Source organism: Actinomycetota bacterium (assembly GCA_030650795.1).
Taxonomy (GTDB): Bacteria; Actinomycetota; Actinomycetes; order S36-B12; family S36-B12; genus UBA11398.
In genome coordinates this window covers 171,072-184,941 of the sequence record JAUSDJ010000017.1, presented here as the reverse complement: position 1 = coordinate 184,941, position 13,870 = coordinate 171,072, and the positions used below count along the sequence as shown (strand labels likewise).

Here is a 13,870-nt window from a genome sequence, read left to right as displayed (position 1 = left end):
ATTCAGCATGGTCCTTCTGACGTGGCTGGTCTGGTTGGGCTATTACGTGGCCATCATCAGTGTGCTCTTGGGTGCGACATGGACCGTGGTCCTGTATGCCGCTGGAAGTGGATACGTCAAAGACTGGCGCGCGCGACCCTCAGGCAATGAGGCGGCCTACCTCTGGGCCTTCTTGGTGCCTGCCTTGAACGAAGCAGTGACCATCGCAGACAGCGTTGCGAGACTAAGAGCTGTCGAGGCAACGAACAAGATCATCATCGTCATCAATGATGGCTCCGATGACAACACTGGCGAAGTGCTTGAACAAATCGGCGGACCTGATCTGATCGTGCACACCAGGGTTGCTCCGAATGCTCGCAGAGGGAAGGCCGCTGCACTCGATGATGCATATCAATTCCTGTTGCGCGATTTGTTGAGTCGCGATGAATATCGAACGTGGACGCCAGAACAAGTGATTGTCGGCATCGTTGATGCTGATGGCCGCTTGGCAACTACAGCGCCAGTACACGTGGGACGTCATTTCGACAATCCGCGGGTCGGCGGTGTTCAGGTAAATGTGCGCATCTACAACCGATCGAGTTTCCTTACAAGAATGCAGCAACTTGAATTCGAGGTATTTGGTGGGCTGTACCAAGCCGGACGTTCGCGCTGGGGGGCGGCATTCATGGGCGGCAATGGCCAGTTCAATCGGCTCGCTGCCCTGGAGTCAGTCGCGGATGATGAGGGGCCCTGGTCGCACTACCTCACTGAAGATCAGGAGCTCGGCCTTCGGCTGCTATCGCGAGGTTGGTTCGGCGAGCAAGAGGCCTTCACGCACGTCGATCAGCAGGGGCTCAACAGCCTGAAGCGGCTTTACAAGCAACGCACGCGATGGATGCAGGGCAACCTCCAGGTCGTTGGAAGCTTGCGACGCCTCAATGCTCACCACCTTCTCGGCATTCGACGCCTCGATGCCCTCGTCAGCCTGCTACTGCCGGTGCTCACACTGATTGTTGGCGTCGCGGTGATCTCGGGAATGGTGTTGTGGATCGGCTTTGGTTACCCATATCTACCAGTGAGCAACGTCTGGTTGACCGTTGTGATGGTCGTGCTTGCCTTGGGTCCGGTAAGTCTTGGCGTGCTCGTGGTCGCACGAGGGCGCGGTTGGCGCGGAGGGTTGGCCAGCCTCAAGGCATTTGTGCCCTACATGGTCTACATCTGGCTGATGTGGCCGGTGGCCTTCCTGGGCCTATACCGGCTCATACGAGGCCAACGAGGTTGGGTGAAAACTGCCAGGGAATCCATCGCTAAATAGCTGCGAATCGGAGGCATCACGCTTGTAGGCGCATTCTCCGGCAGGCCAAGAATTGTGAAGTCGCCTGGCGAACTTCGACTCAGCACAAAAGTGGGCGATGAGGGACTCGAACCCCCGACATCCGCCTTGTAAGGGCGGCGCTCTAACCAACTGAGCTAATCGCCCGAGCCGAACAAGGTTACCCGTCGGTGCGAAGTGTCGACCAGTGCCCGCAGGTAACCTTGGGGAATGTTCGCCAACGTCGCTCAAGTTCTCGCAGCGATAGAGCGACGAAACCCTGTCAGCCTGGCCGCCGACTGGGATGCCGTGGGATTGATCTGTGGAGATCCCAGTGCTCCTGTGGAGCGAGTGCTCTTTGCCATTGATCCCGTCCAGAGAGTGCTTGATGAGGCCATCGAAGGCGGTTTCTCGATGATCATCACGCACCATCCACTCTTCCTTCGGGGAGTTCACGGGGTGGCTGCGGTGACGGCAAAGGGTCGGCTGATCCACTCACTTATCGGCAATGGCATCGCCTTGGCCGCTGCGCATACCAATGCAGACCATGCCAATCCCGGAGTTTCAGATGCGCTCGGGGTCACTCTTGGGCTCACTCAGATGCGACCAATCGATCCGCTGTCCGACGACACCGGCACCGGACGCATCGGTCTGCTCGCCGAGCCGACCACTCTTGCAGAATTCAGTGCGCTTGTGGCGGCGCAACTGCCTGCGACCAAGCATGGAGTTCGCATCGCAGGGGATCCCCAGACAATCCTGCGCACCGTCGCAGTCTGTGGCGGTGCAGGCGATTCGCTGCTCGTTAGTCTGGGCTCTCGTGCTGACGTGTTCGTCACGGCCGATCTGCGACACCATCGGGCTCAGGATCATCTGGCAGAGGGTGGCTGTGCGCTCATCGACGTGGCGCACTGGGCAAGCGAATGGCCTTGGCTGCAACTTGCGGCCCAACAGTTGATATCTGATCTGGCACAGGAAGGTATGACCATCATCGTGCATTGCTCTACAACCCCAACGGATCCTTGGACTGCACATCACGAGAGTGTCACGCAGCGGAGTGCGCAATGAAGGCCGAAGCCGCTGCGCAGAAGTTGCTTCTTGACTTACAGCGATTGGATACCCGCTCCACTCAACTCGAGCACCGTGATCGCACGCTCCCGCAGAAGCAGGAGCTGGCCGATCTGAATCAGCGAATTCAGCGACTGCATGATGAACATGTTGCCGCCCGAGTGATCGCCGGCGATCTGGAACGCGATCAGGCGCGAGCCGATGCAGATGTCGATCAGGTTCGCGAGCGCGCAGTCAAGGATCAACTCCTGTTGGATTCCGGATCGATCGGGGATCCCAAGCAGTTGCAGAATCTTCAGCATGAATTGGTCTCACTGGCGCGCAGGCAGTCTGAGCTTGAAGATATTGAACTCGAAGTCATGGAGCGAGTGGAGGGCGCCCAAGCGGCCGTCCGTCAGCTCGCTTCGCAGCATGAGGAAGCGCTGGCTGTTCGCGAGTCGTTGACAAGTGCGGTGGCGGCGCTCGTTGCCGAGATTGATGTTGAGCGCGATGTCGTGGTGGTTGATCGCAAAGAACTGGCCAGCCGCATTCCTACGGACCTGCTGTCGCTATACGAGAAGATCAGGGCTGATCAGAACGGGGTTGGGGCTGCGCATCTCCACCGTGGACAGTGTGAGGGTTGTCGAATTCAGCTTCCGCCGAATGAACTCGAACGACTGCGATCGATTGATCCGGACGAGGTTGTTCGATGCGAGGAATGCCGCCGGATCCTGGTGCGCACAGCGGAGTCCGGACTGCAATGAGTCGAGCCTTTATCGTTGAAGCTGATGGCGGCTCGAGAGGCAATCCAGGGCCGGCCGCATATGGCGCTGTTGTCAAGGATGCTGCTACCAGTGCAGTCCTTGCTGAGTTGGCCGAGCACATCGGCTTGGCCACGAACAATGTTGCCGAGTATCGCGGTGCACTCGCGGGCTTGGCGCATGCGTACGAACTTGATTCCACTGCTGTCGTCGAGGTCCGGCTTGATTCCAAGCTGATCGTGGAGCAGATGAGTGGGCGCTGGAAGATCAAGCACCCAGACATGCGCGAGCTTGCTCTGCAAGTGCGCGCCATCTTCCCTCCGGGGCAAGTCACCTACACCTGGGTTCCGCGATCAGCGAATGCTCATGCCGATTCCCTCGTCAATGAAGTCCTCGATCAAGTACAAGACGGCGGCAATGCGCTGATCAAGCGCATCTTTGACTCAGGCCTCTTGGTGCAGGATGCAGTCGATGTCATCGGTGACGCCGAGGAAGCCTTCGCACAAGGTGCGATTGCCCGGGAGCAGCGAGCGCCAAACAAGATGGTCGGCTGGGAAGAGATGGAAACACCCACCACAGCTGTGCTGGTGCGTCACGGCGCAACCCAATTCAGTCTCGAGAGGCGATTCAGCGGCCGTGGCGGGGCAGATCCAGGACTCGCCGCAATTGGCGAGGCTCAGGCCCAAGCCGCCGCACACGAGCTTGCCGCCAGATTCAAATTCGATCTGGTTGTCAGTTCGCCATTGCTTCGTACTCGCCAAACAGCAGCAATTCTCAGCGGTGATCTGGCCAACGAGCTGGTCGTGATGGACGACCTCGCCGAATGTGCCTTCGGGGACTGGGATGGCCTCACCTTCGCTGATGTGCAGTCCAAGTGGCCCGATGAATTGCGAGAGTGGCTGGAATCAGTTGACTATGCGCCACCGGGTGGGGAGTCCTTCACTCAGGTGCAAGAACGTGTTGCTCGCGCACGCCGTGAACTCATCTACTCATTTCCTAGCAAGAGCATTCTGGTGGTCTCGCATGTGAGTCCGATCAAACTACTCGTAGCGATCACGATCGACGCTCCCGTCGAGAGTGTGTACCGCATGGAGTTGCGGCCTTGCTCGATATCAACTTTGACGTGGTTTCCCGATGGCAATAACTCCTTGCACGGATTCGCGGAGTCTGGTCACTTGCGTGAAGTCGACACCTTCCCCGGTGTGTAGTGCGTGATGATGTCCAGCCGCGCTGCGGCATTGGGTAGTTCCTGAAGCTCGCATTCGTAGCCGAGCACCCTCAGCTGCTTCAGCAGCACTGGAAGTGACGCGGGCAATTCACCTTTGCGAATCAAGGCGCCGACAAGAGCGCCCTTGGTCGCCTTGTTGAAGTGGCTCACAACTGAGCGCTTTCCGTCTTGTTCTTGGAGCACACGCACCGAAATCGATCGTGACAGGCAATCCCGGGGGATCGGCGCGAGGGTCACATATGCCTGCGAACGCAGGTCAAGGATCGGGCCGCCTGAACTTTCGAGAATGCGAGCAATCGGTTTGCGCCACAGACTCGGCAAAGTTGGCAGGCCCGTGACCTTCGAATTCGCGCTCAGTCGATACGGCGCGATTGAATCCAAAGGGCGTACCAGGCCGTACAAGCCAGTTGCGATCACTACATGATCGTGCATTCGCTTGCGTTGAATCAGGGTCATGCTGTCGGCGGCGAGTGCCTCGAACACAACGCCTGAGTAGACATCGATCGCTGGCCCGCATGCAGCAGTATCGAGTTTGGCATTCATCGCAAGCTGATCCAATTGCGTGTGCCCCAGGCCCAAGGCCTTGCTCGCTCGCGCTTGATTGCCGCTGCTCATTTTGATCAGCGCACGTCGTACTCGTTGGCGAACTGCACTCAGTTCGTCGAAGGAGAGGGCTGAGGGAAGGCTGGTGACCGGCGCTGATTTGGCTTCACTTGGCGGCAGCAGGATCAGCATGGTGGTCCAGACGTTAGGCCATCGTCATATGAGATGGTGGAGCGGTGAAGGTCTTGTTGCTCATTGCAAGCGCGGCAGCGCTGTGCTTGGCCGGATGCAGCTCGTCGGCTGACTCGCCGCCTTTAGCAGCCTGCAATCAAGCAAGCCTTCAGACCACCATCGACGCGTTCCTGCACGAATCACAAAGCCACCTTGATTCCTTTGACAAACTCGACTGCTCGGGGCAGTGGGCGCTTGTCCAAGCCAGCGTCACTGACGAGGGATCCAAGCCAGCAAAGCAGGTATTCGTCTTCGCCCGAAGTGGCCAGAATTGGATCCTGAAAGCACCAGAAAGCGTGTGTGGCTCTCCTTCGGCAGATGACTCTCGCCCGGCCGATGCCGAGATACCTGCCGATCTATGGCCCCAGGCCTGTCTGATCCCTTAAGCCTGGCTGTGGTTGGACCAAGGCTCCTCAAAGCCATAGCCTTGCGGCGGACGAGTTGGCCGGGTGATCGCGGCACGAAAGTGTCGAGGAAAGTCCGGGCTCCACAGGGCTGAGGTGGTGGGTAACGCCCACCCGGGGTGACCCGCGGGACAGTGCCACAGAAAACAGACCGCCTCGAGCAATCGAGGTAAGGGTGAAACGGTGGTGTAAGAGACCACCAGCGCGGCAGGTGACTGCTGCGGCTAGGTAAACCCCACCTGGAGCAAGGCCAAGAGGATCGCTTGCGATCTGCGCAGACGAGCTGCCCGCTCAATGTCTGTGGGTAGGCCGCACCAGGCCACTGGCAACAGTGGTCGCAGATGGATGATCACCCTCGGCTATGCCGAGACAGAACCCGGCTTACAGGCCAACTCGTCCCCCATCAGAAGTTCGCGCACGCATTCCTGGCGCAGTCGCGCAAAGCGGTAGACACCGGCTCAGCTCGCACATACATTCAAGTGAGGTCAGTCACTGCACGAATCTTTGGCCTTGAGCAGGGGAGCGATCAATGAACCGAATGTTGCAAGATGCAGCCGTGGTGGGGATTGGTCGCACGAAATACGTGCGCAAGTCCGGTCGCACCACTTTGGCCATGGCGGCCGAGGCGGCGCGCGAAGCCCTCGCCGATTGTGGCCTTACGCCAGCTGATGTCGATGGCATGACTTGCTTTGGGACCAATGGATCAGCTGGTCCCAGTCAGGTGGCGCACGCAATCGGAGTTGAGGATCTCGGCTGGTCGCTCAGCATCGCTGGAGGTGGCAACATCGTTACGACGACGGTGACGAGCGCAGCCACGGCCGTGCTCTCCGGCCAGGCGGATGTGGTTGTCGCATACCGCGTCCTTGGCTCGGATACTCGCTATGGCAAGGCTTTCGGGAGTATTGAGGCAAGTGGTGAGGGGCAGTTCGCGGCACCGCATGGATACATGGTGCCTCCGCAATGGTTCGCGATGTATGCGCGTCGTCACCAATTCGAATATGGCTCGACGAGCGAGGATCTTGGTGCCATTGCTGTTCAACAGCGGGCCCATGCGGCGGCCAATCCACATGCCATCGGACGTGATCTGATCACCATCGACGACTACCTCGCCAGTCGCTGGATCTGCGATCCCTTCCGCCTGTTCGACTGCACATACGAGGTGGACGGCGCAGTTGCAATTGTGATCACCTCTGCAGAGCGCGCAAAGGACCTGCCACACAAATCTGCCTTCATCTTGGGGGCCGCCGATGCAAACCGATTCGCTGGATCGCCCTACCAGTGGGACGACATGACCACGATGTTCTCGCGCGATACGGCGCCGAAGTTGTGGGCTCGAACGGGGCTAGGGCCCAATGACATTGATGTTGCGTGCATGTACGACTGCTTCACCTTCACGGTGATGGCGACCTTCGAAGACTTCGGCTTCTGCGAAAAGGGTGAGGTCGGCGACTACTTCCGCGAGGGTCGCGCCACCTATGGGGGTGATGTCGTCGTCAACCCGCATGGCGGTCTGCTCTCGGAGGGTTACATCCACGGGATGAATCACCACTACGAGGCCGTTTTGCAGCTGCGCGGGGACGCCGAGGACCGCCAGGTCGACGGGGCCGAGACGGCCCTGGTCACCTCCGGAGCAGGGCCATTTGGTGGCGCTCTTGTCTACGGAACGAGTCAACTATGACGGAAACTGTCGCGTACCCGCCGCAGCCTGCGCCTGACGCGGACACTGCCGAGTTCTGGCAAGCCACGGCAGAGGGCAGGTTGGCGATGTGCCGCTGTCAGCAGTGTGGGCTTTGGCACATGCCCCCACTCGAGCGATGTCGAGTGTGCGCTGGCCCGACTTCATTTGAAGAGGTCGCAGGCACCGGCACCTTGTATTCGTTCATCGTTCAACACCACCCGGCCATCTCCGGATACACCGAGGATCTGCCGTATGCGGTGGGCTTGGTTGAGCTTGATGAGCAGCCTGGTTTGCGGCTGCCCACCCGCATTGTCGGGATCGATCCGTCGGCGATTGCTTGTGATATGCGCCTGCAGGTGGTCTTCGAGAAGCTTCCAGGCGGCGATTACGTCGTGCCTGTGTTTGCTCCGGAGTCCATTGCCTGATTAGCCCTCGGGCAGGTTCTCCAGATTGTCCAAGTCGAAGCTGTCGGGATTGGTCCTGAGATAGGGCTTGGCCAGACAAGCGCGGATCGAGCAGTAGCCCTGGATTGAGATTCTGGCTGAATAGCCTTCGACACTGGTGTGCCAAATGCCGCCAGCGTCGATGCTCGTGGCGACCTGTTGGCAGCTGTAGTACACATTCGCATCGGTCAGGACACCCTCGATGTGCCGATGGCTCTGATCATCTGACCACTCCTTGCGCACTCTCACGACCGTGTACGTGGGCATCTGGTCCCTCCCCAAGAGGAGTGGAGTCTCAGTTGGCTAAGTGGTTTCAGCTCGGGTTCGCAGCAGCTGCCACGGCAGCGGCCACAGCTGGAGCCACATGCTCGTCGAACACGCTGGGGATGATGTATGCGGCCGAGAGCAGATCCTCGGTCACGACGTCGGCAATGGCATTTGCCGCGGCGACCAGGACCTCGTCGGTGATGACGTGCGCGCCACTGTCGAGCATCCCGCGGAAGATACCTGGGAAGGCGAGCACGTTGTTGATCTGGTTGGGGTAGTCACTGCGACCAGTGGCAACCACGGCGGCGAACTTATGCGCCTCTATGGGATCGATCTCTGGCGTGGGGTTGGCCAGCGCAAATACGATCGAGTCCTTGGCCATGCGGGAGACGTCCTCAGCAGTGATCATGCCGGGCTGTGAGACACCAATGAAGACATCGGCGTCGACCATGGCATCTGGGAGGTTGCTCGACACATTGCGTGGGTTCGTGCGACTGGCCAGATCCTTCTTATCGGCATCGCTGAATTCGCGATCCATGTGCAGTGCACCCCTGGAGTCGAAGAGCACAATGTCGGTGACTCCGGCCTTCATGAGCAAATGAGCAACGGCTGCGCCAGCGGCCCCAGCGCCAACCATGACGATGCGAAGTTTTGCGAGGTCCTTCTTGACAAAGCGAGCAGCGTTGCTAAGTGCTGCAAGCACCACGACGGCGGTTCCGTGCTGATCGTCGTGCATCACGGGAATGTCGAGAGTCTCGCGAAGACGACGCTCGACCTCGAAGCAACGTGGAGCTGAGATGTCCTCAAGATTGATGCCGCCGAAGCCGGGGGCGATCAACTGAACTGTTCGCACGATTTCATCGACGTCATTGGTAGCAAGTGCAATGGGCCATGCATCGATGTTTGCAAAGCGCTTGAACAGTGCTGCCTTGCCCTCCATGACTGGCATGGATGCTTCAGGTCCGAGATTGCCGAGGCCAAGAATGGCTGAACCGTCAGTGACGACGGCGACAGTGTTGCGCTTGATCGTGAGTTCGCGCGCCAACGATGGATCTTCAGCAATGGCCAGGCAGACGCGTGCCACGCCGGGTGTGTAGGCACGGGCAAGCTCAATGCGATTGCTCATCGGCACTGTTGCCCGCACCTCGAGCTTGCCGCCCGCGTGGATGAGCAGAACAGAATCGCTGACATGCTCAACTTGGCATTCAGAGACAGCTGTGAGGGCTTCGGCGAGTCGTTCGGCTGCATCGTCACCGCCGAGCAGGCAGGTGAGTTCCAAGACCACATAGTCGTGGCCTGGCTCGACAACATCCATCCCGGTCACAACACCTTCGAGCGAGGTCACGGCATGCGTGAGAACTCCCGAGGCGTGGACTTCTGGAGTGGTACGGATACGGGCTGTGTACGAGGTCTCGAAATTGATCACCGGAGGAGTCTAGTGATCATTGGGTCAGTGTTTGCAGGTGTTCGTTCACCTTTGCGCACATACGTCCGAGGGCTTCGAACTCCTCGGGAGTCAGGACGTCCACGAGATGATTGCGCACACTATTGACGTGGGTCGGGGCAGCGGCAACCAGACATTGCCAGCCCTGGTCGGTGAGCACGGCGAAGGAGCCGCGTCGGTCATCGGCGCAGGATTCGCGGCTGACCAAGCCCGCTTTCTCCATGCGATCGACCTGATGCGAGAGGCGACTACGGGAAGCCAGAGTGCGTTCAGCCAATTCGCTCATGCGAATGCGGCGGTCGGGCGATTCAGAGAGCCGCACCAGAATTTCATAGTCAGGCAGGGTCAATCCGCTCTCACATTGGAGATCCCGACCCAGGTATTCGGGCAGGAGAGTGGTCGCTTGGATCCACGCACGCCAAGACTGCTGTTGCTCTGCAGTGAGCCATTGGGTCATGAAGCAATGATACGCCGAAATAGTTGAAATCGAAACTTCATATGCCGTTCAATCGCAGCTATTTGTGTTTATGCGTCAAGTTCCCAGATGCGGATTCCACCAAGGATTCCGTTCTCATTGGAAACCAGGGAGCCCTTGGGGCCGGTGTCGGCGTCGATGAGGAGGCGGGCATTGCCTCCACCTACATAGAGGTGATCAAAAGTGATCATCGCATCGAAATAGCCGATCGCCTTTCGCACTTTGATCAGCCAGGCATCCACACCTATGTGCCGAAGCTGGAAATCACCGATCGCGATATCGATCGTCATCGTGTCGTCGTAGGGGCCGTGCGAGAGCTCAAGATGGGGGAGGAGTTGACCATCTTGAAACAGCGAGGTGCCAACGCCGGTTCCAAGAGTCAACACGAATTCCAGGCCCTTGCCTTGGACAACTGCGCAGCCCTGGACGTCGGCATCGTTGGCGACCTTTGTTGGAAGGCTCATTGCGGTGGCAATTGCGGTGCGTAGATCAAAGCCCGTCCAGGTCTTGGCCAGTTGCTTATCTCGCTCGCCATTGCGAACCCGACGCGAGAGCGAAGGCACCTCGAGCACGAGGCCATTGCGGATCAGGCCTGGAAAGCCAACGGTGACGCGATGGGCTGGGGGAAGAGGCTTGACCAATTCCAGGACGGTTGAGAGGAAGATCTCGGGAGTGCACGGATATGGAGTGGCCACACGCACTTCGTCGACGACCATCGCGCCGTTCTCGTCAAGAACCGAAGCCTTGAACCCGGTGCCACCAATGTCGAGCGCGAGGGTGTGCACATCAGTTGGCCATGGGTTCGTGACCGCCGGCCAAGGGTTGCTCGGAATGGTCGGGATGGTCGTCATTTGGTCAGTACCTCTACTCCGTCATTTGTGACAAGGACAGTGTGTTCGAATTGTGCTGTCAGTTTGCGATCGGCGGTGACCACAGTCCAACCATCGTTCCAGATCTCGTAGTCGTAGGTACCAAGAGAGATCATCGGCTCGATAGTGAAGGTCATGCCCGAAGCCATAATCAGATCTGCGTTCGGATCGTCGTAATGCGGGATCACCAAGCCGGAATGAAATGTCGTCCCAATTCCGTGGCCTGTGAAGTCGCGGATCACGCCGTAGTCGAATCTCTTCGCGTAACTCTCGATGACGCGACCGATGACATTGATTGGTCGACCGGGTGCGACAGCCTTGATTGCCCGGTTCATGGCCTCGTGAGTGCGCTCAATCAGCAATGCGGCTTCCTCAGAAACCTCGCCAACGGGAAAGGTCGCATTGGTGTCGCCGTGGACTCCACCGATGAAGACAGTGACATCGATATTGCAGATGTCTCCTTCGCGCAGCTCCGTGGTGTCTGGAATGCCGTGGCAGATGACCTCGTTGACGGAGGTGCAGATCGATTTTGGAAATCCCTTGTACTCAAGTGGTGATGGGTAGGCGCCGTGATCGCAGATGAATTCATGCGCGATGGCATCTAGAGCGTCAGTGGTGATGCCCGGGCGAATGTTGCGGCCGACTTCGGCAAGAGTCTGCGCACCGAGGTGTCCAGAGATACGCATCAACTCGATCGTCTCGGCATCCTTAACCTCTGAACCGGTGAACTGTGCGGGACCAGGCTTGCCGACATATTCGGGTCGGACAATGCTCTGCGGAACTGCACGCTTTGCAGTGACACGACCCGGGCGCACCGGCGCGGGTGGAATAACCGTTGACATAGGGAGCAGTCTAGGTTCCGCTACCTCGAAGACGGGATTAGTCATGGGTCCGTACGCGACGCGGGCTGAGGCCCATGCGGCGATGGCCACTGCGCGCGATAGCAATGCAGTTCGATGGAGATGATGGCTAAGCGTTCATTCTTTAGGAATCAATAAGGCCCGCACCGAAAGGTGCGGGCCTTATTGATGTTCTGACGGTTGTGTCTAGCGTGCAGCCTTACGTGCTGGCGCCTTCTTTGCAACGCGCTTCGCTGCAGTCTTGCGGGCCGGAGCCTTCTTGGCTGGAGCCCTCTTGACTGCCTTCTTCGCGGTGCGCTTGACGGCGGTCTTCTTGACTGCCTTCTTCACGGTGCGCTTCGCCGCAGTCTTCTTGACTGCCTTCTTGACGGTGCGCTTTGCTGCGGTCTTGCGAACCGGAGCCTTCTTCACTGCCTTCTTCGCTGCGGTCTTGCGAACCGGAGCCTTCTTGACTGCCTTCTTTGCTGCGGTCTTGCGAACCGGAGCCTTCTTTGCAACGCGCTTTGCTGCGGTCTTGCGGGCCGGAGCCTTCTTGACTGCCTTCTTCGCTGCAGTCTTGCGGGCCGGAGCCTTCTTCACTGCCTTCTTTGCGACTGCCACTGTGCCTCCTGTGTAGTCGGACTCTGCATCCCTAGCGGAGTCCTTCAATGAAAACTCTGACAGAGCATTGCATAAATCTCTAGTACATACACATTCACAAGTGCAATCGTGTCAAAACGTTCTTTGTATTTCTGGCATGATCCAACGTCATGACAACAGACTCAACTGCTGCACACAGTGACGTGCAACAACAACTTGATGTTTCAACATTGACCATCGGAGTGCTTGGTGGCACTGGTGAGCAAGGTCGTGGGCTTGCGCGCAGACTTGCAATGTCAGGACAGCAAGTGATCATCGGTTCGCGCGATGCGGCTCGTGCGCAAGGCATTGCGGATGAGATTGGCAGCGGAATTCTTGGTCGGTCAAATGAAGACTGTGCATCGCAATCAGATGTCGTGATCGTCGCTGTGCCGTGGGATGGTCACGCGCAACTACTTCAGGGTTTAGTTACTCAACTCGCTGGCAAGATCGTTGTGGATTGTGTCAATCCACTTGGGTTCGACAAGCAGGGCGCCTTTGCATTGCCGGTGCCAGAAGGATCGGCAGCGCAGCAAGCGGCTTCGATTCTCGCTGAGAGTCGAGTTGTTGGGGCCTTTCACCATATTTCGGCAGTTCTATTGCTCGATCCAGATGTTGCCACCATCGATACCGATGTCTTGGTCGTCGGCGATGATCGAGAGGCCACCGACCTCGTGCAAGAACTCGCCACACGTATTTCCGGGATTCGTGGTATCTACGCAGGGCGTTTGCGCAATTGCGGACAGATTGAGACCTTTACTGCGAATTTAATCTCGATCAATCGTCGGTACAAGGCCCACTCAGGTATTCGCGTCACCGACGTCGACTAGTTGTACGAGTGTTCCTCAGCTGGGTACTCGCCGGTGTACACGTCCGTTGCCCAGGCGCGCACTGCGTCTGTCATCACTGTGCGCAGATCGGCGTAACGCCGCACGAACTTCGGCGCGGGATCTGCTGTCAGGCCAAGAAGGTCCTGCCACACGATGACCTGAGCATCGGTATTGGCGCCGGCACCGATGCCGATTGTCGGGATAGTGAGGATTTCGCTGACCTTGGTTGCAAGTGAGCTGGGCACAACTTCAAGCACGAGTCCTGCGGCTCCGGCAGATTCCATTGCCTTGGCATCCTGCATGAGCAGTTCGCCTTGTTCGCCGCGACCTTGCACTCGGTAGCCGCCGAACAAGTTGACGGACTGCGGCGTGAGTCCGAGATGTCCGATCACTGGGATGCCGGCGTTTGCGAGCAGTTCAATTTGGGGCAGTACTGCAGCGCCGCCTTCAAGTTTGACTGCGTGAGCGCCGCCTTCTTTCATGAAGCGTGCTGCTGTGTCGAGTGCTTGTGCAGGAGATGCCTGATACGAACCAAAAGGCATGTCAGCGATGACCAAAGCCTGGCTCGTACCGCGGACGACTCCCTGCACCAATGGAAGGAGGTCATCAACGGTGACGGGAAGAGTAGTGGTGTGCCCGTACACAACAGAGGCAGCTGAATCGCCAACGAGAATGGCGGGGATGCCCGCGGTCTCGAAGATGCCAGCAGTGAGGGCGTCGTATGCGGTGATCATGGCCCAGCGCTCGCCGCGATTGGTCGCAGCTTGCAGGTCGCGCATGGTGAAACGTCGGTTACTGACACAGCCATACAAGGTTGAGGACGAGACGTCCATCTAAGGGCTCCTATCTCGAGGCTGCGGGCGCAGTCCCCGGACAGATAAATC

The 13,870-nt window shown here is 58.5% G+C and carries 16 protein-coding genes, 1 tRNA gene and 1 other RNA gene; 9 read left to right on the top strand and 9 right to left on the bottom strand.

Going from position 1 to position 13,870, the window contains the following annotated elements; translation table 11 throughout:
- Positions 1 to 7: 7 nt before the first annotated feature.
- Positions 8 to 1,294 carry a glycosyltransferase family 2 protein gene (locus Q7L55_04715; protein MDO8731860.1) on the top strand — a complete coding sequence of 429 codons (1,287 nt, stop codon included), beginning with the start codon at positions 8 to 10 and terminating at the stop codon, positions 1,292 to 1,294.
- A gap of 91 nt (positions 1,295 to 1,385) precedes the next feature.
- On the opposite strand, the gene Q7L55_04710 is transcribed toward Q7L55_04715, so the two are convergent.
- Positions 1,386 to 1,459, bottom strand: a tRNA-Val gene (locus tag Q7L55_04710).
- A gap of 63 nt (positions 1,460 to 1,522) precedes the next feature.
- Between Q7L55_04710 and Q7L55_04705 the strand changes: the two genes are divergently transcribed.
- The 3 genes from Q7L55_04705 to Q7L55_04695 are packed head-to-tail and all read left to right on the top strand — an operon-like array spanning position 1,523 to position 4,304.
- Positions 1,523 to 2,356, top strand: coding sequence for a Nif3-like dinuclear metal center hexameric protein (locus tag Q7L55_04705; GenBank protein ID MDO8731859.1), 834 nt, complete (start codon positions 1,523 to 1,525; stop codon positions 2,354 to 2,356).
- Positions 2,353 to 3,099, top strand: a complete 747-nt coding sequence (locus Q7L55_04700) for a C4-type zinc ribbon domain-containing protein (protein ID MDO8731858.1) — start codon at positions 2,353 to 2,355, stop codon at positions 3,097 to 3,099. Before Q7L55_04705 ends, Q7L55_04700 begins: the two co-directional genes overlap by 4 nt.
- Positions 3,096 to 4,304 (top strand): bifunctional RNase H/acid phosphatase, encoded by a 1,209-nt coding sequence (locus Q7L55_04695; GenBank protein MDO8731857.1) that lies wholly within the window; start codon positions 3,096 to 3,098, stop codon positions 4,302 to 4,304. The genes Q7L55_04700 and Q7L55_04695 overlap by 4 nt, the downstream gene beginning before the upstream one ends.
- On the opposite strand, the gene yaaA is transcribed toward Q7L55_04695, so the two are convergent.
- Positions 4,268 to 5,059 (bottom strand): peroxide stress protein YaaA, encoded by a 792-nt coding sequence (gene yaaA / locus Q7L55_04690; GenBank protein ID MDO8731856.1) that lies wholly within the window; start codon positions 5,057 to 5,059, stop codon positions 4,268 to 4,270. The two genes, Q7L55_04695 and yaaA, sit on opposite strands and share 37 nt — an antisense overlap.
- A gap of 44 nt (positions 5,060 to 5,103) precedes the next feature.
- On the opposite strand from yaaA, the gene Q7L55_04685 reads away from it, so the two are divergent.
- The 4 genes from Q7L55_04685 (at position 5,104) to Q7L55_04670 (ending at position 7,605) form a co-directional block, all read left to right on the top strand.
- Positions 5,104 to 5,484: a hypothetical protein gene (locus Q7L55_04685; GenBank protein MDO8731855.1), complete on the top strand. Its 381-nt coding sequence runs from the start codon at positions 5,104 to 5,106 to the stop codon at positions 5,482 to 5,484.
- 51 nt (positions 5,485 to 5,535) lie between these two features.
- Positions 5,536 to 5,902: RNase P RNA component class A (gene rnpB, locus Q7L55_04680), an RNA gene on the top strand.
- A gap of 129 nt (positions 5,903 to 6,031) precedes the next feature.
- Entirely contained in the window at positions 6,032 to 7,180 is a 1,149-nt protein-coding gene (locus Q7L55_04675) for a nonspecific lipid-transfer protein (protein ID MDO8731854.1), read from the top strand.
- Entirely contained in the window at positions 7,177 to 7,605 is a 429-nt protein-coding gene (locus Q7L55_04670) for an OB-fold domain-containing protein (protein ID MDO8731853.1), read from the top strand. Before Q7L55_04675 ends, Q7L55_04670 begins: the two co-directional genes overlap by 4 nt.
- Here the strand turns inward: Q7L55_04670 and Q7L55_04665 are convergent, their stop codons facing one another.
- The 6 genes from Q7L55_04665 to Q7L55_04640 form a co-directional block, all read right to left on the bottom strand.
- Complete coding sequence (locus tag Q7L55_04665; GenBank protein MDO8731852.1) at positions 7,606 to 7,890, bottom strand: DUF3892 domain-containing protein; 285 nt, start codon at positions 7,888 to 7,890, stop codon at positions 7,606 to 7,608. It abuts the gene before it with no gap.
- Between the two features lie 46 nt (positions 7,891 to 7,936).
- Positions 7,937 to 9,316 carry an NAD-dependent malic enzyme gene (locus Q7L55_04660; protein ID MDO8731851.1) on the bottom strand — a complete coding sequence of 460 codons (1,380 nt, stop codon included), beginning with the start codon at positions 9,314 to 9,316 and terminating at the stop codon, positions 7,937 to 7,939.
- 16 nt (positions 9,317 to 9,332) lie between these two features.
- On the bottom strand, positions 9,333 to 9,791 hold the full coding sequence (locus Q7L55_04655; protein MDO8731850.1) for a MarR family transcriptional regulator: 459 nt from the start codon (positions 9,789 to 9,791) through the stop codon (positions 9,333 to 9,335).
- 68 nt (positions 9,792 to 9,859) lie between these two features.
- Positions 9,860 to 10,660 (bottom strand): ROK family protein, encoded by an 801-nt coding sequence (locus Q7L55_04650; GenBank protein MDO8731849.1) that lies wholly within the window; start codon positions 10,658 to 10,660, stop codon positions 9,860 to 9,862.
- Positions 10,657 to 11,520, bottom strand: a complete 864-nt coding sequence (gene map, locus Q7L55_04645) for a type I methionyl aminopeptidase (GenBank protein ID MDO8731848.1) — start codon at positions 11,518 to 11,520, stop codon at positions 10,657 to 10,659. The genes Q7L55_04650 and map overlap by 4 nt, the downstream gene beginning before the upstream one ends.
- A gap of 204 nt (positions 11,521 to 11,724) precedes the next feature.
- On the bottom strand, positions 11,725 to 12,138 hold the full coding sequence (locus tag Q7L55_04640) for a hypothetical protein (protein MDO8731847.1): 414 nt from the start codon (positions 12,136 to 12,138) through the stop codon (positions 11,725 to 11,727).
- Positions 12,139 to 12,287: 149 nt separating this feature from the next.
- Here Q7L55_04640 and npdG point away from each other — a divergent pair, with 149 nt between their 5' ends.
- Entirely contained in the window at positions 12,288 to 12,986 is a 699-nt protein-coding gene (gene npdG / locus Q7L55_04635) for an NADPH-dependent F420 reductase (protein ID MDO8731846.1), read from the top strand.
- Here the strand turns inward: npdG and panB are convergent.
- The gene (gene panB, locus Q7L55_04630; GenBank protein ID MDO8731845.1) at positions 12,983 to 13,819 is read right to left on the bottom strand and encodes a 3-methyl-2-oxobutanoate hydroxymethyltransferase; all 837 of its coding nucleotides are present in this window, start codon (positions 13,817 to 13,819) and stop codon (positions 12,983 to 12,985) included. The genes npdG and panB overlap by 4 nt on opposite strands.
- Positions 13,820 to 13,870: the final 51 nt, after the last annotated feature.